Annotated in this window: 22 protein-coding genes and 1 pseudogene; 13 read left to right on the plus strand and 10 right to left on the minus strand. The window is 37.9% G+C overall.

Features of this window, described 5'->3' with window-relative positions:
- Nucleotides 1-14 precede the first annotated feature (14 nt).
- Entirely contained in the window at nt 15-794 is a 780-nt protein-coding gene (locus AABM38_RS14155; protein WP_423407016.1) for a hypothetical protein, read from the plus strand.
- 56 nt (nt 795-850) lie between these two features.
- On the opposite strand, the gene AABM38_RS14160 is transcribed toward AABM38_RS14155, so the two are convergent.
- From AABM38_RS14160 to AABM38_RS14170, 3 genes are all read right to left on the minus strand, one after another.
- Complete coding sequence (locus AABM38_RS14160) at nt 851-1,618, minus strand: LysM peptidoglycan-binding domain-containing protein (RefSeq protein WP_423407017.1); 768 nt, start codon at nt 1,616-1,618, stop codon at nt 851-853.
- Between the two features lie 589 nt (nt 1,619-2,207).
- Nucleotides 2,208-4,268, minus strand: coding sequence for a formate dehydrogenase subunit alpha (fdhF, locus tag AABM38_RS14165; protein WP_423407018.1), 2,061 nt, complete (start codon nt 4,266-4,268; stop codon nt 2,208-2,210).
- 314 nt (nt 4,269-4,582) lie between these two features.
- Nucleotides 4,583-6,742 (minus strand): PAS domain S-box protein, encoded by a 2,160-nt coding sequence (locus AABM38_RS14170; RefSeq protein WP_423407019.1) that lies wholly within the window; start codon nt 6,740-6,742, stop codon nt 4,583-4,585.
- A gap of 323 nt (nt 6,743-7,065) precedes the next feature.
- On the opposite strand from AABM38_RS14170, the gene yhfH reads away from it, so the two are divergent.
- The 5 genes from yhfH to AABM38_RS14195 all read left to right on the plus strand — a co-directional run bounded on the left by yhfH (nt 7,066) and on the right by AABM38_RS14195 (nt 9,743).
- Nucleotides 7,066-7,197: a protein YhfH gene (gene yhfH / locus AABM38_RS14175; protein ID WP_023613959.1), complete on the plus strand. Its 132-nt coding sequence runs from the start codon at nt 7,066-7,068 to the stop codon at nt 7,195-7,197.
- A gap of 162 nt (nt 7,198-7,359) precedes the next feature.
- Entirely contained in the window at nt 7,360-7,542 is a 183-nt protein-coding gene (locus tag AABM38_RS14180) for a hypothetical protein (RefSeq protein ID WP_423407020.1), read from the plus strand.
- A gap of 41 nt (nt 7,543-7,583) precedes the next feature.
- The gene (locus AABM38_RS14185) at nt 7,584-8,234 is read left to right on the plus strand and encodes a phosphotransferase family protein (protein WP_423410741.1); all 651 of its coding nucleotides are present in this window, start codon (nt 7,584-7,586) and stop codon (nt 8,232-8,234) included.
- A 1,064-nt stretch (nt 8,235-9,298) separates the two neighbouring features.
- The gene (locus tag AABM38_RS14190; RefSeq protein ID WP_423407021.1) at nt 9,299-9,472 is read left to right on the plus strand and encodes a hypothetical protein; all 174 of its coding nucleotides are present in this window, start codon (nt 9,299-9,301) and stop codon (nt 9,470-9,472) included.
- 28 nt (nt 9,473-9,500) lie between these two features.
- Nucleotides 9,501-9,743 carry a transcriptional regulator SplA domain-containing protein gene (locus AABM38_RS14195; protein ID WP_423410742.1) on the plus strand — a complete coding sequence of 81 codons (243 nt, stop codon included), beginning with the start codon at nt 9,501-9,503 and terminating at the stop codon, nt 9,741-9,743.
- Nucleotides 9,744-10,328: 585 nt separating this feature from the next.
- Here the strand turns inward: AABM38_RS14195 and AABM38_RS14200 are convergent.
- Nucleotides 10,329-11,504, minus strand: coding sequence for an MFS transporter (locus AABM38_RS14200; protein ID WP_423407022.1), 1,176 nt, complete (start codon nt 11,502-11,504; stop codon nt 10,329-10,331).
- A 214-nt stretch (nt 11,505-11,718) separates the two neighbouring features.
- On the opposite strand from AABM38_RS14200, the gene AABM38_RS14205 reads away from it, so the two are divergent.
- On the plus strand, nt 11,719-11,886 hold the full coding sequence (locus AABM38_RS14205) for a XapX domain-containing protein (protein WP_423407023.1): 168 nt from the start codon (nt 11,719-11,721) through the stop codon (nt 11,884-11,886).
- Between the two features lie 61 nt (nt 11,887-11,947).
- Here AABM38_RS14205 and AABM38_RS14210 read toward each other — a convergent pair whose 3' ends face one another.
- Together AABM38_RS14210 and AABM38_RS14215 are read right to left on the minus strand one after the other, a co-directional pair.
- On the minus strand, nt 11,948-12,781 hold the full coding sequence (locus tag AABM38_RS14210) for a formate/nitrite transporter family protein (RefSeq protein WP_423407024.1): 834 nt from the start codon (nt 12,779-12,781) through the stop codon (nt 11,948-11,950).
- A 483-nt stretch (nt 12,782-13,264) separates the two neighbouring features.
- Nucleotides 13,265-15,190, minus strand: coding sequence for an endonuclease MutS2 (locus AABM38_RS14215; RefSeq protein WP_423407025.1), 1,926 nt, complete (start codon nt 15,188-15,190; stop codon nt 13,265-13,267).
- Between the two features lie 786 nt (nt 15,191-15,976).
- On the opposite strand from AABM38_RS14215, the pseudogene AABM38_RS14220 reads away from it, so the two are divergent.
- Both AABM38_RS14220 and AABM38_RS14225 read left to right on the plus strand, forming a co-directional pair.
- Nucleotides 15,977-16,228: pseudogene (locus AABM38_RS14220) on the plus strand (helix-turn-helix domain-containing protein); the annotation flags it as partial.
- 202 nt (nt 16,229-16,430) lie between these two features.
- A complete protein-coding gene (locus tag AABM38_RS14225) occupies nt 16,431-17,030 on the plus strand; it encodes an SCO family protein (RefSeq protein WP_423407026.1) in 600 nt (199 codons plus the stop codon).
- 143 nt (nt 17,031-17,173) lie between these two features.
- On the opposite strand, the gene AABM38_RS14230 is transcribed toward AABM38_RS14225, so the two are convergent.
- Nucleotides 17,174-17,311 (minus strand): hypothetical protein, encoded by a 138-nt coding sequence (locus AABM38_RS14230; protein WP_023627787.1) that lies wholly within the window; start codon nt 17,309-17,311, stop codon nt 17,174-17,176.
- A 383-nt stretch (nt 17,312-17,694) separates the two neighbouring features.
- Between AABM38_RS14230 and AABM38_RS14235 the strand changes: the two genes are divergently transcribed.
- Nucleotides 17,695-19,314: an ABC-F family ATP-binding cassette domain-containing protein gene (locus tag AABM38_RS14235; protein ID WP_423407027.1), complete on the plus strand. Its 1,620-nt coding sequence runs from the start codon at nt 17,695-17,697 to the stop codon at nt 19,312-19,314.
- 127 nt (nt 19,315-19,441) lie between these two features.
- Here the strand turns inward: AABM38_RS14235 and AABM38_RS14240 are convergent, their stop codons facing one another.
- Nucleotides 19,442-19,573 (minus strand): YuzL family protein, encoded by a 132-nt coding sequence (locus AABM38_RS14240; protein ID WP_423407028.1) that lies wholly within the window; start codon nt 19,571-19,573, stop codon nt 19,442-19,444.
- A gap of 103 nt (nt 19,574-19,676) precedes the next feature.
- Here AABM38_RS14240 and AABM38_RS14245 point away from each other — a divergent pair, with 103 nt between their 5' ends.
- Complete coding sequence (locus AABM38_RS14245; RefSeq protein WP_423407029.1) at nt 19,677-19,928, plus strand: YkuS family protein; 252 nt, start codon at nt 19,677-19,679, stop codon at nt 19,926-19,928.
- 1 nt (nt 19,929) lies between these two features.
- Here AABM38_RS14245 and AABM38_RS14250 read toward each other — a convergent pair whose 3' ends face one another.
- Nucleotides 19,930-20,076, minus strand: coding sequence for a hypothetical protein (locus tag AABM38_RS14250; RefSeq protein ID WP_423407030.1), 147 nt, complete (start codon nt 20,074-20,076; stop codon nt 19,930-19,932).
- A 130-nt stretch (nt 20,077-20,206) separates the two neighbouring features.
- On the opposite strand from AABM38_RS14250, the gene modA reads away from it, so the two are divergent.
- The gene (gene modA / locus AABM38_RS14255) at nt 20,207-20,980 is read left to right on the plus strand and encodes a molybdate ABC transporter substrate-binding protein (RefSeq protein ID WP_423407031.1); all 774 of its coding nucleotides are present in this window, start codon (nt 20,207-20,209) and stop codon (nt 20,978-20,980) included.
- A 6-nt stretch (nt 20,981-20,986) separates the two neighbouring features.
- Nucleotides 20,987-21,643, plus strand: a complete 657-nt coding sequence (modB, locus tag AABM38_RS14260; protein WP_423407032.1) for a molybdate ABC transporter permease subunit — start codon at nt 20,987-20,989, stop codon at nt 21,641-21,643.
- A 62-nt stretch (nt 21,644-21,705) separates the two neighbouring features.
- On the opposite strand, the gene AABM38_RS14265 is transcribed toward modB, so the two are convergent.
- Nucleotides 21,706-22,362, minus strand: coding sequence for a DUF4352 domain-containing protein (locus AABM38_RS14265; RefSeq protein WP_423407033.1), 657 nt, complete (start codon nt 22,360-22,362; stop codon nt 21,706-21,708).
- Between the last annotated feature and the right edge of the window lie 22 nt (nt 22,363-22,384).

The raw sequence follows: 22,384 nt of genomic DNA on the forward strand, positions 1-22,384 counted from the left end.
TAGGAGTGATGCCAATGACTTTATTTGTTAACGGATTTGTTTCTCCTCAAATTTACAAAAAAAACGAGGAAATAATTGAACTGAGCAACCAGGAAAAATTTCATCTTAATTTTTTGCAAGAAGTATTGAATGAACAGCAGAAATTAAATAGTGAATTATCGGGAAGCGTTTCACAGTTCGACAACACCCTTCAGCAAAGCCGCAAGGAACAATATTCAAATTTCATGGAGTTAGTATCTGTTCTGGCTAGACAGGAAAATTTATCAGAAAAGGTTATTGAAAATATCTCGGAACATAAAGAGTCCACAACAGAGTTAGATGAAAAGCTAATTAAGCTGGAAGAAATGCATGAACAATTTACAAAATCATTCTTAAGCAAGGAATTAACAAGCCAAGCCCTTCTCGACCAGCTCGCCTTCCAGGAAACAATGATACAGGATTTAAATCGAAAGCTAATTGAATATGAGGATGTAACAAAAGCACTCGTCATTCAAGCGAAGAAACAAGAGGAACTTCATGACTTGGTTTTAAAACAAGCGGATTTACAGGGAATCTTCCATCAAACTATCATGGATCAACTAGGCAAGCAAGATGCAGTAGGCGAAACAATCACAGACCAGCTTAGTGAAATTAAAGACTCAATTTCAATGAAAGCCAATGCTATAATCGATAAAATAGAAGAGCAATATTCTAAAATCACCCAGTTCTTCCTGAATCTAATCTTGCCCAACATCCATCAAAAGAAAATAATTAAAGGAAAAACCTTTAAAACCACCAGTATAAAGAAAGACTAAAAATAAAGAAAGACTAAAAAAGCATTGGCATATGCCAATGCTTTTCAAATATATGTTTAGTCCAGAATAGTAACTTTAACTTGTTTTCTTCCCCATGCAAGTGCATCATCTTGAGTCGGTACGAATACATCGATACGGTTGCCTTTGATTGCTCCGCCAATATCCGCAGCTGTCGCATATCCATAACCTTCGACGTGAACTTTTGAACCCAATGGAATCACAGAAGGATCTACAGCTATAACCTTTGCATCTGGGTTGGTTTTCAGATTTACACCCGTTTTAGTAATTCCTGAACAACCTTCACAGCTTGCAGTGTATGCTGTAGCTTCAACGGTGATTTCCTTTGAAGAAGCTGGTGCCTGCACCGTTTTTGCAGGTACTGCTGACGCTGCAGCCTTTGCTGGTGCCGCAGTGTTAACTGCTGCTGGCTGAACAGCCGCTGCTGGTTTCGCCTTGATTTCTGTAGGCATATTTGTGTAAACGGCTATTCTCATGCCTGGACGAATAAGATCAGAAGATAATTTATTCCATTCTTTTAGATCATTTACGGATACTCCATATGCTTTTGCCATATTCCAGAGTGTATCTCCTTCTCTTACTTGCACATACTTAATAGGAGATACTTCTAGCAGGTCATTTGGATGAATAACATCGCTAGTTAGGTTATTCCATTTTTTTATGGATTCTACAGATGTGTCGTATGTTTTTGAAAGACCCCACAATGTATCTCCCTTATGTACGACGATTTCCTCTGCCTGTGCTTGTGCGCCGGCAGCTCCAGAAATTGCCGCGACAGCAACCAATGATAATAATGATTTTTTCATTTGTTTGCCTCCCATCGGCTAATTTATATCACGTGAATTATCGTAACATAGAAATTCCGGAGAAAAAGAACAGTGAGATGTAAATTCGATTACGAGAATAACAGGAATATAACGGGAATATGTCATATTTACTGAAAATTCTGTAAAAATAAACACTATTAAGGATATAATTTCATTTTATTTACATATAGTCCTATATTTTTCTAATTTATCCAGGTTTTAACTGAACGTAATAATTGCGTGCATATAAAAATCTAGGTCTACCATGACATTAAACATCTCAATGACTTACCTTTTTTACTTGTTAGTAGACTTTTGTTTAAATGAGCTTTACCTGAACCAAGTTGAAATAACACTTTTCGTACTGGCAAGCAATTAAATTCCTGAGTCCTGATTCGCAAAAAACATAGTGAAGGTTCATTTAATCCATCCACTGAAAGTTTATGTATCGATCTTTATCTACTCCGAATCGTTCCATTTATCGCCAAAATCCAGCGAACTGCCGTTAGATACAAGGATGTTGGTCAGATTATCTTGGCCAAAAAATAAAAATAGCTAAAACCTCCAAAAAGGAGGTTTTAGCTATTTGTTACGTTATCTTTTCAACCTTCACTGCACATGCTTTAAATTCCGCTGTACCAGAAATCGGATCGTATTCATTCAGTGTCAATACATTGGTCGGAACCTCGGACCAATGGAAGCTCATGAATACAAGTCCTGGTACCACCTGGTCTGTGATTTTCGCTTTCACTGTCAATGTTCCTCGTCTGGAGGTTACCCTTACAATTTCACCATCTATAATATTTAATTCAGATGCGTCTTCAGGATGTATATCAATCGTTTCCTCAGTCTGTTTAATCTTAACACCCGAAGCATAATGACGTGTTTGAGTATGCGTATTGTATGACTCATACCGCCTTCCGGTAGTCAGTGTAAAAGGAAATTCCTTGTCAGGCTGTTCAAGAGGCGGTGTATACCCGACTGGGACGAACGATGAACGTTTATCGTTCTCCTGTCCTGTATAAAATCTTTCGTGGAGAATTTTAGTGCCAGGATGGGTCTCATCAGGGCATGGATAATGGATTCCATACTCCTTATCTAAACGAGCATAGGAGATTCCTCCATACATTTCCCAGGCCAGCTCCCTCACTTCATCCCAAATTTCCTCGCTTGATTTGTAATGCATTGTATAGCCCATTCTTTCCGAAAGCTCACAGAGGATTTCCCAATCTTCTTTTACACCTTCTCGTGCATGTACCGCGGTGCGGACACGCTGGATTCTTCTATCTGTATTGGTGTATGTTCCATCAACTTCTCCCCACGACTTTGCGGGTAATACTACATCTGCCATCTCGGCCGTTTCTGTCATGAAGATATCCTGTACGATCAATAAATCCAGTTGCTCTAAGAGAACCTTTGTGTGGTTCATATGCACATCTGCAAGAAGCGGATTTTCACCTATGACGTACAAAGCTTTAATTTCACCAGTCTCAATCTTGTCGAATGTCCTCGTCTGTGTATCGCCAATTTTTTGACTGATGTCTACCTTCCAGGCCTCCTCAAAGCGTGAGCGATAATCATCCTGCAAAAGACTGACGGCACCAGTCAGCTGGTTAGGGAGACAGCCCATATCACCGGCACCCTGTACATTGTTTTGCCCCCTTAATGGCATGATTCCAGAACCCTTCTTGCCGATTTGTCCTGTAAGCAATGCCAGATTGGCAATATCAAACACGTTGTTGACACCGCAATGATGTTCTGTGATTCCCAGTGTATAGGCAATCATCGATTTACTTGAGTTTGCATACAATCTTGCAATCTCCATAATATCCTCCGGTGGGAGGCCTGTAATTTCCGATGAGAATTCCGGAGTGTATCTAGCTACTTTCGCAAGCAATGCTTCAAACTCATCAGTATGTTTTCCAATAAACCCCTTATCGTACAGATCTTCAGTGATGATGACACGAATCATGGCATTGATGAGTGCGATATCAGTTCCAACATGAATTTGTATATGCTTGTGGGCAGACTTAACCATGTCAATTTTTCTTGGATCGATCACAATGACCTTTAATCCAGCTTTAGCGGCTTTTTTAATTCTGTTCCCTATGATAGGGTGGGCCTCTGTCGTATTAGAACCCATTAGTAAAAGAACTTCAGCTTCATCTATATCTTCAAGAGTATTAGTTGGGAAACCGCTTCCAAAAACAGTCGCCAGACCGGCGACACTAGGAGCGTGTCAGGTTCGGTTACAGCCATCAATATTATTGCTCCCGATTGCTGTCCTCATGAATTTTTGTGTTATATAATTTGATTCGTTGGTGGTCCTTGCACAAGCAAACATGGAAATCGCATCGGGTCCAAACTCTTTTTTAATCCAAGCAAGCTTGTTTGATATGAAATTATAGGCTTCCTCCCATGTAACATTTACAAGCTTGCCTGCTTTTCTGATCATAGGAGTCGTGAGTCTTTCTGGAGCATGGACATACTGATAAGCAAAAGCACCTTTCACGCAAGTTTGACCTTTGTTGACAGGCGCTTCTTTATCGCCTCTAATTTTCATAATCTTATTATTTTCCACTTCCAATATCAATCCGCAGCCCGTTCCGCAATACCCGCAAACAGTCTTAATTTGGCTGGTCGATGTCATTCCTTCCCCTCCCTGCACTTAATGGTATTAATAGCTTCCTCACTTTAAATAGTAGTCTAAAATTTGCCAGTAATGTTGAATATTCCAGAGAATTTTTTGTCATATTTCCAACATTTTATCGACATGAATTTTCAATACGCATGTTTCATTTTTAAGCTATGAAGATAGTATTCGTTATTCGAAATTTGAATCTGTGTTTACGCATCGTATATAGGAAGGAACAGGAAGGAACGGAAATTCACAAATGCTTTCCTCTGCCGTTGAAAAAAGAAAATAAAAAAAGGCGAGAAATAAGCTCGCCTCTAACAATGATACTATGCAATTTTTGCTGGCAGCAAAATTTTAAAGGTTGTTCCTTTATTTTGCTCACTTTCGATATAAACCTTTCCATTATGGCTTTCAATAATCTTGAAACTAACCATTAGGCCAAGTCCGTTTCCATTTTTCTTTGTTGTATAGAATGGCTCACCAATCTTTTTAAGGGTCTCTGGAGGGATACCGACACCAGTATCCTTTATGGAGATAAGCACATTCTCTTCCTGGATCTCTGTCGTAACCCTTAAATCTCCACCATCGGGCATCGCTTCAATACCATTTTTAATAAAATTAAGGAACACTTGCTTAAGTCGATTTTCATCGCACTCAATTTGAACGATATCCTCATCTGCATCGAACTCCAGTTTGACGTTTCTCTTTCTTGCTTCAAACTTGAGCATCGAAACGACATTCTGCACAATCGGGATAATATTCTTTTCTTCAAGCTCAACAGCTTTTGGTTTAGCCAATACCATGAATTCCTCAACAATATTATTGACTCTGTCAATTTCATCAAGAATGATTTCAAGGAACTCCTGGCGCTGCGGATCTTGTTCATCCATTTGAAGGAACTCAGCGTACCCCTTCATCGAAGTCAGAGGATTCCTTATTTCATGTGCCACACCAGCTGCCAGTTGACCAACTGCTGCCAGTTTATCCTGTCGATGCAACATTTCTTCTGACTTTTTCTTCTCTGTAATATCATTCCTGATGGCAAGGTACTGATAGGGTTTGCCATTTTCATTCAGAAAGGGAACGATCGTTGTATCCACCCAATAAAAGGAGCCATCCTTTGCCCTGTTACGGATTTCACCCTTCCAAACCTGCCCGGAACCAATCGTTTTCCAAAGGTTTTTAAAAAATTCTTTAGAATGCAAGCCGGAATTTAGAAGGCTATGATCGCGACCAATCAGCTCTTCCCTGGTGTATTTAGAAATCTCACAGAACTTTTCATTAACACTCTTGATAATTCCTTTTTCATCGGTAAACGCTACAATAGACGATTGGTCCAATGCAAAATTAATATCGCTGACCTCTTTAAGAGTTTCCTTCAGACTCGCTTCTGCCTGCTTCCTTTGTGTAATATCAGATCGAATAGAAACGTATTGATATGGCCTCCCCTTACTATTCAGGAAAGGGACGATTGTAGTGTGTACCCAATAAATCGAACCATCCTTGGTTCTATTACGAATTTCACCCTTCCAAACTTGGCCAGAACCAATTGTTTTCCACATTTCCTTGAAGAATTCCTTTGAATGAAGCCCAGAGTTCAAAATAGAATGATTCTCTCCTAGCAATTCGGCTTCACTATATTTGGAAATCTCGATAAATTTATCGTTAACGTATGTTATATTCCCTTTCGGATCGGTGATTGCAACGATCGCTGAAGCATTCAAAGCATCTGTAATGTCTTTCAAATTGGTGTCAGAGACCGCCAGTCTTTTGCTAATCAAGGCACTTGAACCTATCAAACCCGCGAGAATCAAAACTGAAACAAACACGATTATATAACTGATTAAAGATTCAGGTATACCCGACTGTACAAAAGACACATTCTTGTTATATATGGTAGAAGCCCTTGAAAGCAGGAAATGACCTTCGGCAATCGCAGCCGTTACTACTAAAGCACTTAATGGCTTTATCCAGCCATGGTTGCCTTGTGTAAAGCTTTTGGAGAAAAAAAGCATCCAGAAACAAAAGTAAAAGGAAGCGAAAACAATCCCCAAAGCAATTATTAATATGATTGGATCGTAAAAGAAATTCAGCTTCATTGAAAACATACCAAGCATGTGTACAGCCAGGACAGCCAGCATCATAAAAAAGCTGCCAGTAAATAAGTTAGCCTTGTTTACCCTTTTTCCGGTAAGCGTATAAAAGGCCATTGCGGTTAAGGAAATGCCCAGGATAATAGAAAAGATTGTGATTGGAATTTGGTATGAAGCAGAACTATTTAGATTAACAGCGAGCATCCCAAAAAAATTCATTACCCATATTCCTATACCAAGCGAAAAAGTCCCGCCCAAAAAAAGAAACCGTTTATTCCGGTCAGAGGATTTAATAAGACTGAATAAATCTAGAGCTGTATACGAAGACATTACCGTCAATGTTATGGCCACAAGCAACAAAATTGGATTAAAGGATAATTCAGGATTATCCATTCAGGCATCATTCCCTAATTAGAGTTTTCATATCGATTGTAAGTTAAAATAGCACAGATTAAAAGGGGGTATAAAATAATTTGTAATAAGTTTGTCACTTTTAGATATTGACTCCGACTCTTAATGGGTCCATTCAAACTTCCCAAAATCGCTTCAAGCATTTAACTTTTTAAAATCCTCCCTTTTTCTTAAACACAGGAACAAAAACCTATTTTTTATGTTTTCTTAAAAAAAGTCTACACAAATTCTTTTTTTATGTTTATACTGTACTATAACAGGTTAAATAAAAATTAAATTGTACTATAAAAGGAGGAAAACAAGTTATGATGAGTCCAGTTGAGTTTTTTCGTAATTTACCAAAGAAGGTTTGCCCAGAGTGCGGAGAAGGAATGCATGAGCAAGCAGAATCTTATTTAATGGAATGTGATCGCTGTCTATCAAAAAAAGAAGAGTAAAATCCCCCTGAAAAATGAAAATGGACTTTACGGATGTGAATCTTAATTAACTAATTTTTTTAGAAAAGGCACCTTGAGAGAAGGTGCCTTTTTTACGGCAATTTTAAGACATCTCGCAGCATTTAATGTATAATTTATCCATACATATAAGGAGATTTAGCAATGGCTTATAAACTTTTAGCTGGTCGTATTATGGAAGTCTACCCCGATTTGAAAATCGTTAAGTACGAAAAAAATAATTTTGGTCAAAATAATGACGTACTCATAATTAATGACCAACTTGTTTTCCGCTTTCCCAAGTATGAAGATGGCATAAGAAATCTTGAAAGAAAGTATCACTATTAAAAATATTAGAAGATAAAATTACTGCTGCTATTCCCTCTCCAATATACACTGCACTAGATGACAAGCAAGCTGGTAAGGTATTTTCAGGCTACAGGATGCTTGATGGGAAACCCATGTGGAAAAGGGATATGGAGGGTTTGAACCAACAAGGATTAAAAAAATTGGCAAGCCAGCTAGTTTCCTTTTTAATTGATTTACATTCAATACCTATCGCGACTTTACAAACTGTTATACAACAAGATGAAAAAAATTCTCTCAGCGAAATAAAAATCATGTTTGCTAAACTTCAAAATAAAGTTTTTCCGTATATGAGTAAGGCATCCAAGGAAACTGTGTACTTTGAGTTTGAGTCATTCATTGAAAAAGAAAGATTAAGGGAAACTAAGACAAGCCTTATCCATGGGGATTTTGGAGCTTCCAACATATTATGGAAAGTTGAAAATACTGAGATATCAGGGATAATTGACTTTGGGGCGAGTGGATTGGGTGATCCAGCCTATGATTTCGCAGGTATTTTGTCTAGTTATAGCGAGGATTTCTTCGAACAATGTATCCGGTTATATCCTGGAGGAAAGGAAATTAAAGAAAGAGTGTTGTTTTATAAAAGCACCTTTGCATTACAAGAAGCCCTGCATGGAATTGAAAATAATGATGAGCAAGCCTTTAAAAATGGCATCAAAGCATATCTTTAAATAATTCTGCAGATTTCTATATTTTAACCACTAAGTTTTGTATATTAACATACATTATGAAACTCGAATTTTCACTCAACAGGAAATTTCAGCTTCACCGTTCCCTATATAAAAATTTTTTGCTACTCGTCAAAGATGGAAAGATGGAACGGTCCTTAATCATCAAATTTTCTTTATTAACAAAATCATTTTTACTACTTGTTTTTATACAGGCAAAAAAAAGAAGCCCCAATCGGAGCTTCTCTTTTTAACATCTTAGGAGACCCAACCATCATCAGCCTAAAACACAATGGTACTATTGAGTTGTAAAATCCTCATTCCTATAGCCGATGTGTGTTTGTTCCGCATTAAAGGTGTCTTTTCATAAAAAGGTATTCCCTGATTTTATGAAGACCCTTTACAAACACATTTTCCAGTATAATCACCGAGAGACTCATTATTCCTGTTCATGATATTTTATAGGCTGCTTTTACTTACGGAAAAATTGCAGTACTCCATACAGCCAACAATCGATGATTCAGACTGTTTGCTTGTAAGATTCCAGTAATGCTGCATATGGTTTTTATTCATCTTTCGTTAACGTTTTTAATCAGTTTGAATTAAGTCTATCTCCAAAAACGGTTAATAAAGAACTAGTCTTTGTTTACACGTTTTCTTTTGGTCAAAAGCTTCTTTCCAGCGTACCTAAATTGAATAAGCTGATTTTCTGCTTTTGCCCATTTGATCAAGACCTTCTGAAAGAATGAATATTAACCTAGTGACAAACATTGAAAAGAAATCTTCCAAAGAGTATTTTGTTATTCCCGCGAAAGATAGAGCGCTTACAAAAAATCTTTGAAGGAATAAACCTTTTCTTCGTTCACTACGGAACGAACACCTTGGTTGAGCCTCCTAAGATGTTAAGCAACTTCTTTTTACACTTTTATTATACCACCCGCTACTCTTCATGAAACCTGTTACTTATGTCAAATTGGTGTCAAATTTCTGATTTTCTCTCTTTAGAAATGATACGTATAACCCTTTCCCATAATACAAAACATATCTGTATCAGGGGGTGAACTTTTATGACATATAACAAAGAGGAGAATATCCCGAATGGAAAAGGTGCGCTGAAAGATACCTACACACCTAACCAAAGATTTGTCCCCGGAGGCTCAGTTGATGAGCATCGGGACATTGAAGCCGCAAACATTTTACTTACTGGTGATGAAATAAAGCAGCAAAATGAAAATTTATAACAATGAAATGAGGTAATGAGAATTGGATATGATTGATCCCAAAGATTTACAAAATGGTGATGAGGTATATGTTATTTATAGGAATCCGCATGTTCCAACAGTTTCAAACATCAAAGCTGCTGAAATTGTTCCGCACCCAAAAAATCCAAATTCCCTTGCTCTTTTTTTGAACGAAACCTTTCATGTCATAGAAGATGATGACGCCCTTTTCTCCTCACACGCAGCGGCGGAAAAAGCTTATCTCGACGCAATGGATCCCTTTCATCAATAAAGCAGGCTCAATCCCCTCTCTTCAGCTTTGTGCTGGAGATTTTTTTATTGTGCTGGTTTTGCATTGATTGTTCCTTTTTGAAACAGATATTGACTTCCGCTACAGACGATCCAATCTACAGTGTTTAACATTATAGAGTGAAAGGAATAAAGTTTATGAAAAGAGTACTTAATAACGTTGGCTTTATTAGCTATAATTTCCATGTTTCATTAAAGAGAATGGGGGTAAAAAAGTATTGCAAGCCATCTTAAAGAGGAGGAATTGCTGATGAAGATTTTATCTGCATCATCTAAACTCATTTTTGGCTCTGCATTTGAAAGAGGATTTGTCTATCTAAAGAAAGGCATCCTTACCCCCAACAAAGTAATTAGACGCGGAAAGCTTTAAATTGACAAATTCTCTTTCACTCCTTAAGGAACGAAAAGCACACCCGTTGAGGTGTGCTTTTCGTTTGTATAACAATTTTTTTTTTTGTTATTGGCTCTGTTAAACGAGGCTGTAGATTTCCGTTCCACAGGGAATTAAAAAACAATATTTAGCTTTTACAGAGCCATGTTATTAATAAACAGGTCTCTCCTGCTATTTTTAACTATGGCCGGTTTGTACTTGCATTTTTTTATGGTCATTTAAAAGCAAGACTGTCAAAAGAACTCCTATTAAGGTGAGAAGAGCGAAAAACAAATAAACTGCATATATGTTAAATTCCTCAAATATAATGCCCCCGATAAAGGTAAAAAACCAATTGCCCAGTCCATTGCCCACCGCAGAGTAAAATGTAACAGCCGTTGCCGTCATTTTTGAAGGTGTAATCTCCCTGATATATTGCAGCCCTGCCGGTATAAATAATCCAAGTGAAAATCCTTGAATGATTGCCGAGAAATAAATAAGAGTTAAACTTGGTTCAGTAAAATAAAATATCCATCTTATTAATGATACTAATGAAGCAATTAAAGCTACCTGAAGCAACCCAAACTTGCTGATCCAACCGCCTGCCACTCTCATAAATGGAATTTCGGATAACACAGCAATCAAAAATGCAATGCCAATGCCTGTGTATGTTCCTCCTCTATCCTCTACAAATAAGCTAAAATAAAAGTTATTGGCAAGGTTTGGCCCGAAAATTAAGAATGTCACAGCAAGGAACACAAGGAATCGTTTCATTCCCATTAACTCCTTCATACCCTCCAGCATTCTACTAGGTGTCTCAGCAGCTTCTTTTGGCATTTTAACAGAAAGAACTGCTGCAATCAGCAAGGTTATGAAAAAACTATAAAAAATCACCTGAGGATTCCATTCAGATAATTTCCCCATTATAAACACAGCAATACCGAAGCCAAGTGAGCCAAACAAGCGGATATTTCCATAATTCAAGCCAGCTTTGCTAGTATATTTTAACGAAATGCTATCCGATAAAGGGATAATGGCACTTTGAAATAATGCAAGAATGATTGCTATGAGAATGAATAAGAAAAAACTTTCAAAAAATAAATATCCAAGTGCAGCAATTCCTGTAATTAGGGTTGTAAACGTCAACAGTCGATTATGAAGATTTTTCATATCCGAAATCATGCCCCAAAAAGGCTGGAAAAAAATCATGATGACAGGGCCGATGGACAGAATGATTCCTATTTGATATCCATTCAAATTTTCAACTTCACTTAAATACACACTCAATAAAGGAAATAAACTTCCGAATCCAAAGAAAACAAAAAGGTAGAAGCCTTGCATTGAAATGATATCTCGTTTAACTCGCGTTTCCATTAATGTCCTCCGTACTTTACAAATTGTAGAGTTATATTTTACCACTATTTAAATATAAGAATAGTGTATTGAAATAAAAGGGTAATAAAAGAAAACATAAAGCGTTTTCATTTGGTGATTGTCATGGTAAAATAATGTTGCTTTGAAGTGATCAGACGTCTGCTCATTAATTTTAATGTTTATTTCAATTTGCACTACATGAGGCGGTGATTTTATGAAAGAAGTTGTGTTAAGTTTACTTGCCGGTTTATTAGTCGGGGTTGTTTTCAAGTTTTTAAAACTGCCGTTGCCAGCGCCGCCAGTTCTTGCCGGAGTACTTGGAATTGTCGGGGTATATTTAGGAGGATTGGCTGGGGACTGGATTTTGAATTATTTCAAATGATTTTATTAAGGCTTTAACAGCTAAAAAAATCCACGGAGATCCGCGGATTTTTTGTTTATTATTATAAGGCTTTTTGCCTGAAAATTGGCTTTGCTGATGGAATGCTGTTGCTGCTCGTAGCTTCTCCACGTTTCGTATTAAGGTAAATATATATGGAGCCTACGAAAAATGCTCCGCCGATAATATTCCCTATCGTAACAGGCACTAGATTATATAAACCTGAAGCCAGACTGATTGTTTCAGGATGCGGAATAAGAAGGGCGATAGAAAATAAAACCATATTTGCGATGCTATGTTCAAACCCTGATACTACAAATGCAAAGACAAGCAGCAGCGTAACCCCGATTTTTGCTCCATCTCCTTTTATGTGCAAAGGAATCCATACAGCCAGGCAAACAAGCCAGTTGCAGAGTATTGCTCGAAAAAATAACTGGTAAACCGGTGTGTTCATTTTCATACTTACCGTTTCCATCATATACTGGGATTTTTCCGGTGAGGAAAATAGGCCTGAAAGCATTATGATTACAGCAAAAAATACAGCTCCTAAAAAATTCCCAGTATAACAAGCTATCCAATTTTTTACCGTATCCATCCATGAAGTAGCTTTTTTTAATGAACCGATTGTCATCATCATCGTATTGCTAGTGAATAATTCTGCTCCTCCATATAAAATTAGCACAAGAGCCAGGCCGAAGAAAATCGAGCTTACAATTGGAGTTCCCGGAGAATGCAAATCATAAAAGTATTCACCCAGCCGATATGAAACCATGATTCCAAAACCAATATATACACCAGCTAGAGCTGACCGCAACATATACTTCGTTTTTGATTCATTCAGATAGCCAATCTTTTTAAGTGCAGTGTTCACTGCTTGGTCGATAGGCTGTACATCCATATGAAAAACCTCCGTTTGTGAATAATATCACAATTAAATTATGTCTTAATCTTATACCTTTAGCTGCCTTTTGTTAATAGATTTTGCCATGAACTAATTTTGACAATTATTGAAGCGTTTTCAAATGGATGCAGCCCCGGTCTTTTAGAATTCAAATGGTTTATGGATGCTGTTTTCAGTACTTTTACTGACTTTCATTCTTTCTGATGTAGGGGATTCCCTCATTATTTTAGCCTATTTTTGTATAACTTGTGGCTTTTCATTCTTGTGAGATGATTTTAGCAGCAGGCGCTCATACCCCTAAGCCTTCCATGTCTTGCTTTAAACACAGGACTTTGAATAAGAATCCACGAATCAGCACCACGCAAATCAAATGTTTCAATGAGTCTTTCCCTTTTCGCTCTTGTTAACATAGGAAAAAGACAATAAAGAGATGTTTGATAAAGTATGGGAAAAAGCCCTCTGATAAAAGGGCTTCTCCACTTAGGCATCATAATTTATAACAGTGCCATCTAAATGTTTTTTATCCATCTGGTTCAGTAGTTTACGGTTATGCTTTGATTCAAAGATAATATTGAAATCATAATCGGGCGGATATAGTTCTGCTGCAGGAATATTAAGCTTTAGACGCTTATAATTCACCTGAATCTTTTCGCTCTTGATCTGGACAATATAATTCCCATTTACGTCTGGTCCTTTATAAATGATTCCAAGTTCACCCATTGTGGTTACGTGTACACTATCACCCATATCATATTGCGTTACCGTCTTTTTCTCTGCTGCAGGCCCCCTCCTTTGATGCTTATTCACTATAATCTGCTGTTCCCTCCCTTTTAAGGCAGAAGGGTCATCTTCAAATAAGACAGTATAGTCTTTTTCTGCCTTATAAGTTATTTCATGGGCTCTTTCAATTAATTTTGGATGTATGCCTAACTTTAAGGCAATGGCAAAAGCCTGGCTGTCCCCACCTTCCCCAATCCGTAAGCGATATGTTGGCTTAAGGGTCTCGAGGTCAAATTCCATTGATCCATTCATGAAATCTTGATGCTGATCGGCAAATTCTTTTATTTCGCTATAATGAGTAGTTGCAAACAAGGTTGCGCCTTTGTTGTTAAGGTTTTCAAGGATTGCCGTGGCCAGCCCCATACCTTCGCCTGGATCGGTACCAGAACCTAGTTCATCAAGGAGGACAAGCGTTTTATCATTCGCTTCTTTTAAAATTTCAATGATATTTACGATTCTTGAACTGAATGTGCTAAGATTCTGTTCAATACTCTGTCCATCCCCTATATCGACAAGGACTTTATGAAAAATTCCTGAAGTACTTTCCTCTTCAACAGGCAAATGCAGCCCGCACTGAGCCATTAAGACAAGCAATCCAGCTGTTTTTATGGAAACCGTCTTACCACCAGTATTGGGCCCAGTTATAACCAAAGCTTGATAATCGGAACCAATTTCAATCGTTAACGGGACTGCTTTGTCACCAAGCAGTGGATGTCTCGCATCCTTGAACATGATCATGGAACCGTCATATATTTTGACCCGTTTCGCATCAATCGATCTGCAATACTTTGCTTTTGAAAATAACACATCATAATGGACCATTGTTTCGATGGCAAGGCGAATCTCTTTCTCATTTCCTTCCGCCATACCAGTCAATGATATTAAAACTTTTTCAACCTCCGCCTGCTCTTCAGCGTATAGCCATCCCATTTGCTCCTGGAAAGCGCCAATTTCTTCTGGTTCAACGAAAAGTGTCGATCCAGAAGCAGATGTATCGAGTACAGCTCCCTTCACTTTTGTCCGGTATTCCTTTTTAATCGGGATCACATACCTTCCATTTCTCTGGCTTATGACCGACTCCTGTAAAAAAGGTTTCATTTTCCCCGATTTAAGGGCCTGATTAAGTCTTTCCTTTAAACGTTCCTCCTGAATTGCTATTTGTTTGCGGATTTTTAAAAGCTCTTTAGTCGCATAATCATCTATTTGACCGTTTCGGATACATCTTTGAATCTCTGCTGCCAGCTCAGGCAATTCTTCAATTCCATAAACATACGAAGAAACTCTTGGAGCACAATATTCCTTTTCCTTCATAAACCTGCGTATTTTATTGCATGTTTCAAGAAAATTCAATAGCATGACTAACTGGTCTGGCCTAAGTGGGATCCCTTTATGGAACCCTTTCAAGACTAATTCCATACCCTCAAGACCATGAATTGGAACGCTTGAACTGATTTTCAGGATCTCGATTGCCTCTGCCAATTCCTCCTGCCAGGAGGTAATTTGCTTTGCATTCACAGAAGGCAGCATATCGTTCACTTTTTTGCGCCCAAGCTCTGTCATAGCGAAGCTTGAGATCATTTCTTTGATCTTAATAAATCCTAAGACGTTAAATGTTTGTTCGTTCAATTTATTTTCCTCCTTAAAATAAAACCGTATTTGATTTACACACCAGGCACTCACTTTCAGTGGTGTTTCCGGTGATACCGCATCAATCGACTGCCTTCCACTCCAATCAACATTTACCTTTAATACAGCCAAAGGTAAAGATTGCTGATTAGCAGATGAATGTATAGATGGAACGCAAAAAACCGCCATGGAACAATGTCCAAAGCGGCTTTAAGAATGCCTGGCGATCCTTCCGCCAGCATTTTCCCATAAAAAAAGCTGTGTACATGTACACAGCTTATGCTTATGGATATCAGCATGCTTTACTATGTTCATTGTTCTTAACCCTCAATCCCGAACCATGGCTAAATAAACCTTATAAAGGCCATGATTAAAAATATTCCGGATTGACCGTATAAAGTTAACGGATTAGTTAAGAACGACACCTAACATAAAACATACTCCTTATAAATAAAATCTTTTCTTCATTAGAATAACTCCTAAAAAATGTAAAGTCAACCAGATTCATGATATTTACCTTTTATGGCATGCCCAATTTAAGTTTGTTTTTACTAAAACCTTTATCAAAAAAGCGGATTAAAATTTGTTCACATTTTCCCTGTTGACCTGATGTTTATATTTCATATAAATAAAGTTAAACAAAGGACTGCAATGGTGGGGATGGTGTGGCCGGAAATAATGACCATAAGAGATTTTCTTATGAAATAAACGAACTATTAAATGTTTCTGAAAAGATCGTAAAATATAAAAAAGGAAATTTTTCATTTAGAGAAGGCCAAGAAGCGCCTCATCCGGCTTAGCAATAGCTACGGCATTAAAAAAGAGGATGGCATCTGCATAAATGTTCCAATCACTAATCAGGATCTGGCTAATTATTGTGGAACTGCCAGGGAAAGTGTAAGCCGTATGATTGGAGATTTACGGGAGGAAAAAATCCTTTCCATTAATCGAAAAAGAATCATCCATCACAACCTGCAATTTTTAAAACAGGAGATTGGATGTGAAAATTGTCCAGTTGAGTTTTGCAACATAGACTAAACATCCATGTTATACAATTTCCTTTCGGCGAGTACCTTTATTCTTTTCAAGACTAATATCTAATTACAAAAAAGTTTATGGCTGAAAGTAGCCTCATAATGTAAATTATGTTAATGCAAACTTTCCTATTTAACATAGTTCACACAATGTCCATATGATTTTCCTTACGATTCTTATATCTTATAAGGGGGAGGTTTGTGTTATGAAAAAAATATATATCATCAGTTCGCTTATCGTGCTAATAGGGATCACAGCTGGCATTTCCTTTTTCCTAATAAGGGATGCCAATGCTAAGATTCCAGACGACATTACGCTCGTTACAATGGGTGAGAAGAATTATACTTTCGGGGAACACACTAAAAAAATCAAACTTGTAGAGTTTATTTATACCCACTGCCCTGATATTTGCCCAACGACTACACAAAAGATGAATTTACTGAGGAAAGATTTAGTCCAAGAGGGAGTCTTTGGCGATAAAGTACAGTTTGTCACCGTGACTATTGATCCCTACCGAGATACCCCTGAAGTATTAAGGACATATATGGACACGTTCGGACTGGAGAATGACGGGAATTGGCTCTTTCTCACGGGAGACAAGACAAATATTTTAGAAGAACAACAAAAAATCAAACAGGTAGCTGATACATTTAAATTTCAATACCGTGATCCTGGCAATGGTTTTTACGTGCACAGTACATTTACTTATTTAATTGACGAAAACAATAAATTCATAAAAAAATTCCCTATGGGTGAAGAATTCGATAAGGAAAAAGTATTCAAATCAATTATGGATGAATTATAATATGAAAAAAGCGGTGTTTGCACACCGCTTTTTTTATTTACTATGATCGCAATAAGCTGTTTTTTATTGGCCGTTTTCAGCATTGGCTGATGTTGACTAGCTTGTCGTATTGACACACAATCATCCGAAATGGCCGGGCTATTTTAGTGTGAATTTACAGTGGTGGGATGTTTCTCTGTCTTTTGCAGGGAGAAAAATTCTGATTTTGGCTTAGTGAAGCTGACTTTAATCCCTGATTCTTTTAGTCGGTTAACGAAATCAACCAGCTGCTTTTTAGCCATTTCAAAAACTCCTTTTTTCCATCTTTGTCTATTATTATTTTACATGAAAAATATGAAAAATGTGTGAAAACGAGCAAAAAAATTGACATAGTTTAAGAAATTTTTAAACGACCATAAACTAATTCAATCTTTATACTCTTTTCTTTTAAAATGGCTGTTACTTTCTATCTATTCACCCTTCAATCTGGCGCATTTTATTAACAACATCTTTATCCTACTCTCGCCTTTTCCCATTTTGAATCAATTAAAAACTCTTTTTGTATGTTAAGTTTATTTATTACTCTAATATTATCCTCTGGAACCTCCACAGAAAAAGAATTCGCTACTGGCAGTCAAACATGTTATAATCTTTGGGATATATATTAATGGAGGCTATTAAATAAATGATTACAGTTCAAAATGTAGGCTTGAGATATGGTGACCGCAAGCTATTTGAAGACGTTAATATTAAATTCACTCCTGGTAATTGCTATGGCCTGATCGGAGCAAACGGTGCAGGCAAATCAACATTCATTAAAATACTATCTGGAGAAATCGAGCCGCAAGCTGGCAACGTATCTTTGACTCCCGGTGAACGCCTTGCAGTTTTAAAGCAAAACCACTTTGAATATGAAGATGTAGAAGTACTGAAAGTAGTAATTATGGGTCATTCCCGTTTATATGAAGTAATGCAGGAAAAAGACGCCATTTACATGAAAGCAGATTTCACTGATGAAGATGGCATGAAAGCTGCCGAATTAGAAGGTGAATTTGCAGAGCTTAACGGTTGGGAAGCTGAATCGGAAGCAGCGATCCTTTTAAAAGGTTTGGGAATTGGCGAAGAACTGCATGATAAGAAAATGGCTGATATTGGCGGCGGAGAAAAGGTTAAGGTACTTCTTGCACAGGCTCTTTTTGGTAAGCCTGATGTACTATTGCTTGACGAACCTACAAACCACCTGGATATCAAAGCGATCCAATGGCTTGAAGAATTCTTGATCAATTTTGAGAATACTGTCATTGTTGTATCCCATGACCGACACTTCTTGAATAAAGTTTGTACGCATATCGCTGACCTTGATTTTGGTAAGATTCAGCTTTATGTCGGAAACTATGATTTCTGGTACGAATCCAGCCAGCTTGCACTTAGAATGCAGTCGGATACAAACCGTAAAAAAGAAGAGAAAATCAAGGAATTGCAAGCCTTCATCGCAAGATTCAGTGCAAACGCATCTAAATCTAAGCAGGCTACTTCCCGTAAAAAGCTTCTTGATAAGATCTCTCTGGATGACATTAAACCATCCTCCCGTAAATACCCATATGTCGGATTTACGCCAGACCGTGAAATCGGCAATGACCTTTTAAGAGTCGATGGTTTATCGAAAACAATCGATGGTGTAAAAGTGCTGGATAATATCAGTTTTATTATGAACAAAGATGATAAAATTGCACTTGTCGGAAAAAACGAACTTGCGGTTACAACATTATTCAAAATTCTCGCTGGTGAAATGGAGCCTGATAGCGGAAGTTTCAAATGGGGTATTACAACTTCACAAGCTTACTTCCCTAAAGATAACTCTGAATTCTTCGAAGGCTGCGACTTAACTTTGGTTGACTGGCTACGTCAGTTTTCCCCTAAAGACGACAGTGAAAGTTTCCTTCGTGGATTCCTTGGAAGAATGCTTTTCTCTGGTGAAGAAGTTCTGAAGAAGGCAAGTGTGCTTTCAGGGGGAGAGAAAGTCCGATGCATGCTTTCCAAAATGATGTTATCTGGTTCAAACGTCTTGCTTCTTGATGAACCTACAAACCACTTGGACCTTGAATCAATCACCGCGCTTAACAACGGAATGATTAACTTTAAAGGTGCTATGATTTTTTCTTCCCATGACCATCAGTTTGTTGAAACCGTTGCAAACCGAATCATGGAAATCACTCCTGCAGGCCTTGTAGATAAGCAAATGACGTATGATGAATACTTGGAGAACCAGGAACTTCAAAAGCAAATCGCTGAAATGTACGCATAATTTATTCAGAAATATCAAGACCCCCGGAAGTATCCGCGGGTCTTTTTATCATGCTGTTCCTTTGTTAACAGTAAATTTGCCTGCAAACACGAATTGCCTATTGGATTCCTGCTCAAAGGTTTCTCATTTACACCTTTTTCTGCTTTTTTCGTGAAGACGAAGCGGTTCTGCTGCCTGATTCGCTTGTAGTTGTACCCTGGCCCTCAACTTGTGGAGAATTCAGTCCAATGGTTGAAGGATCTTTTTTACGTTTTGCCATTGTGGCACCTCCCGTTAATTTTGATCATGCCTTAATATTGTCTTGCCACAGGAATATTTTATTCTTATCACGGACAACTTAAATTGGTGAGGAGGTGTGAGTTATGGCTAGAATTGGTGTAGAACAATCTTTAACAAACGTTTCCGCTGCTCTGCGTGAAAGAGGACATGAAGTTGTTGACCTTCGTCAGGAAGCTGATGCTCAAGGCTGCGATTTCTGTGTAGTGAGCGGAACTGATTCAAACGTCATGGGTATGCAAGATGTGTCAACCCAAGGTTCGGTAATTGAAGCAAGCGGCCTGTCTGCAGACGAGGTATGCATGCAGATCGATCAAAAATCCGGAAACATTCAATAGTTCAATCAAAGCTGCCGCTGCACGGCAGTTTTTTTTTATTATCCATCTCCCTCTCAATGACTTTTTCACTAACTTGTGATTTTATTGTGTGCTGCATCATCGATAATTCGATATAATCAGTTATGTCATTCATTATAAATAGATTCATAAACTTTGCAGCTATAGTAAAATGGTTTTTTATGAAAAAGCGTGAAGCATCTTACACGAAAACAGGATGAATAGGCAAACAACCTGTTCTACACATTTTTTTAATAGGCTTCTACGAGAGGATGTAACAATTGAAGAAATTTATTATCTTTTTTTTCATAGCCATATCGCTGATTATCACCGGCTGCCAAACCGATAAGAATAATGAGCAAAAAGAACTTACAATTTCTGCCGCAGCTAGTCTTCGTGAAGCTTTGGAAGAAACTGGACAAAAATATATGGAGGATCATCCTGATGTCAAAATCATTTTTAATTTTGGCGGATCAGGGTCCCTCCAGCAGCAAATTGCTCAGGGTGCTCCTGTTGATTTGTTTATATCTGCAGCTGAGGATAAATATAATCAGCTATTAGCAAAAGATATGATTGATAAAAATCACAGTACCCAGCTTTTAGGAAATGAACTAGTATTAATTGTTCCAAAAGAAAAACAAAACATTGAATCCCTTGATGATTTGCTTAAAACCGATATTAAAAGAATTGCCATTGGCACGCCAGAAACGGTACCTGCAGGGCAGTATGCCAGACAAACATTCATTTCAACAGGATTATGGAGCAGGCTGGAATCGAAAATCATTAACACAAAGGATGTCCGCCAAGTGTTATCCTATGTTGAAACCGAAAATGTCGATGCAGGGATAGTCTATAAAACAGATGCGATAATTTCTGATAAAATAAAGACGATCCCAATTTCCGGACACGGTTTGCATGATCCAATTATATATCCTGCAGGTGTAATCTCTTCTTCTAAAAATGCTGATGAATCAACTCAGTTTTTCGAATTCCTGAAGACTCAAGATGTAATGGATATTTTTAAAAAATACGGCTTTAAAGCAGCATTGGATTGATTATTAATGTACAGTGATTTTTGGACACCGATTAAGCTTTCACTTGAAATCGCATCAATATCAGTCATTATCGTTTTCATTTCAGGTATATTTGCGGCAAGAATCTTATCAAGGAAACGATTTTTCGGTAAAACAGCTGTTGAAACAGCCTTGACCTTACCTCTAGTCTTGCCGCCTACAGTAGTAGGATTTATTTTGATTATCATCTTCGGAATTAACAGCCCTGTTGGCCGGGTGATAGAAACTATATTTGGAAGCCAAATTATGTTCACATGGTGGGCTGCAGTCATTGCATCATCTGTGGTGGCCTTTCCACTTATGTATCAATCAGCAAAGAGTGGATTTCTTTCGATTGACCCAGGGGCCGAGGAAGCAGCGAGAGTGGATGGAGCTGGCGAGTGGAAGGTTTTCCTGTATGTGACATTACCGCTTTCCGCGAAAACCCTCGTTACAGGATTGATCCTCAGTTTCGCAAGGGCACTAGGGGAATTTGGTGCAACGCTTATGTTTGCGGGTAATCTTCCTGGTAAGACACAGACTGCTCCAACAGCCATTTATGTTGCGATCGAGTCGGGAAATATGGAGGCTGCGTGGCTCTGGGTAATTGCCATGGCGGGTATATCATTTATCATGCTTTTTTCAACTTCCCTTATAAAATCCTAGGCATTCAAAAGGGGTTGCCTGCATAAAAATAAGAGCCATGGGTCCCATGGCTCTTATTTTACTCAGTTAATTGGAATTGTCAGTCTAACTGGACTTGCTTTTTTCTTTTTGTCCGCACCGACTAAGTCACCAGATAAAATTTCAATTTCGCTAAGTCCATCTAGTTCATCCACAATAAAACCGACACTCCCTTTTTTCATTTGACCTGCAGCAATTTCCCCATTCAATTCCTCGAGGTAAAAATCATCTTCCCATGTTTTGTGAATGGATCCATTGACCTTCATTAACGCGACAGGAGCGAAATGATAGTTTTCTTTAGAAGTATTTTCAATTTCGATTCCCATCTTTACGAAATCGAATTCTTCTTCATGTGTATATGGATGAAAAAAATCAATCATGCTGTAGTCAGGTACATAATGGATCAACTTAATATCGTTTATCGTATATTGGATCCCTTCTAATGTAAAATGCTTATTTACTTTCTTGATTGCTTTTAAAGTGAGTTCCCCTTTACGATCAGTAACTGTGTCCCCTGCCTTTTTCAAAGTACTATCATCTGTTACTTGAGGATTAGGTACATATTTATTAGGGATTTTCGGCTCCTCAGATGCTTTAACCGCCCCATCTGCTTTACTTCCTTTAGCAGGATCCTCCTGAGCTGCTGCGGAACAGCCGGATAAAATTGAAATAGCTAAAAGGAACGAGAGATATTTTTCCATTGAGAAACCCCTTCTCCAAGAA

Origin of the sequence: Heyndrickxia sp. MSNUG (assembly GCF_049532715.1) — a bacterium.
Lineage (GTDB): Bacteria > Bacillota > Bacilli > Bacillales > Cytobacillaceae > Mesobacillus.

Coding starts and splice junctions, on each gene's coding strand:
- AABM38_RS14155 (WP_423407016.1), top strand. CDS start 15: ATGACTTTATTTGTTAACGGATTTGTTTCTCCTCAAATTTACAAAAAA.
- AABM38_RS14160 (WP_423407017.1), bottom strand. CDS start 1,618: ATGAAAAAATCATTATTATCATTGGTTGCTGTCGCGGCAATTTCTGGA.
- AABM38_RS14170 (WP_423407019.1), bottom strand. CDS start 6,742: ATGGATAATCCTGAATTATCCTTTAATCCAATTTTGTTGCTTGTGGCC.
- yhfH (WP_023613959.1), top strand. CDS start 7,066: ATGATGAGTCCAGTTGAGTTTTTTCGTAATTTACCAAAGAAGGTTTGC.
- AABM38_RS14180 (WP_423407020.1), top strand. CDS start 7,360: ATGGCTTATAAACTTTTAGCTGGTCGTATTATGGAAGTCTACCCCGAT.
- AABM38_RS14190 (WP_423407021.1), top strand. CDS start 9,299: ATGACATATAACAAAGAGGAGAATATCCCGAATGGAAAAGGTGCGCTG.
- AABM38_RS14195 (WP_423410742.1), top strand. CDS start 9,501: ATGATTGATCCCAAAGATTTACAAAATGGTGATGAGGTATATGTTATT.
- AABM38_RS14200 (WP_423407022.1), bottom strand. CDS start 11,504: ATGGAAACGCGAGTTAAACGAGATATCATTTCAATGCAAGGCTTCTAC.
- AABM38_RS14205 (WP_423407023.1), top strand. CDS start 11,719: ATGAAAGAAGTTGTGTTAAGTTTACTTGCCGGTTTATTAGTCGGGGTT.
- AABM38_RS14210 (WP_423407024.1), bottom strand. CDS start 12,781: ATGGATGTACAGCCTATCGACCAAGCAGTGAACACTGCACTTAAAAAG.
- AABM38_RS14225 (WP_423407026.1), top strand. CDS start 16,431: ATGAAAAAAATATATATCATCAGTTCGCTTATCGTGCTAATAGGGATC.
- AABM38_RS14230 (WP_023627787.1), bottom strand. CDS start 17,311: ATGGCTAAAAAGCAGCTGGTTGATTTCGTTAACCGACTAAAAGAATCA.
- AABM38_RS14235 (WP_423407027.1), top strand. CDS start 17,695: ATGATTACAGTTCAAAATGTAGGCTTGAGATATGGTGACCGCAAGCTA.
- AABM38_RS14240 (WP_423407028.1), bottom strand. CDS start 19,573: ATGGCAAAACGTAAAAAAGATCCTTCAACCATTGGACTGAATTCTCCA.
- AABM38_RS14245 (WP_423407029.1), top strand. CDS start 19,677: ATGGCTAGAATTGGTGTAGAACAATCTTTAACAAACGTTTCCGCTGCT.
- AABM38_RS14250 (WP_423407030.1), bottom strand. CDS start 20,076: ATGAATCTATTTATAATGAATGACATAACTGATTATATCGAATTATCG.
- modB (WP_423407032.1), top strand. CDS start 20,987: ATGTACAGTGATTTTTGGACACCGATTAAGCTTTCACTTGAAATCGCA.
- AABM38_RS14265 (WP_423407033.1), bottom strand. CDS start 22,362: ATGGAAAAATATCTCTCGTTCCTTTTAGCTATTTCAATTTTATCCGGC.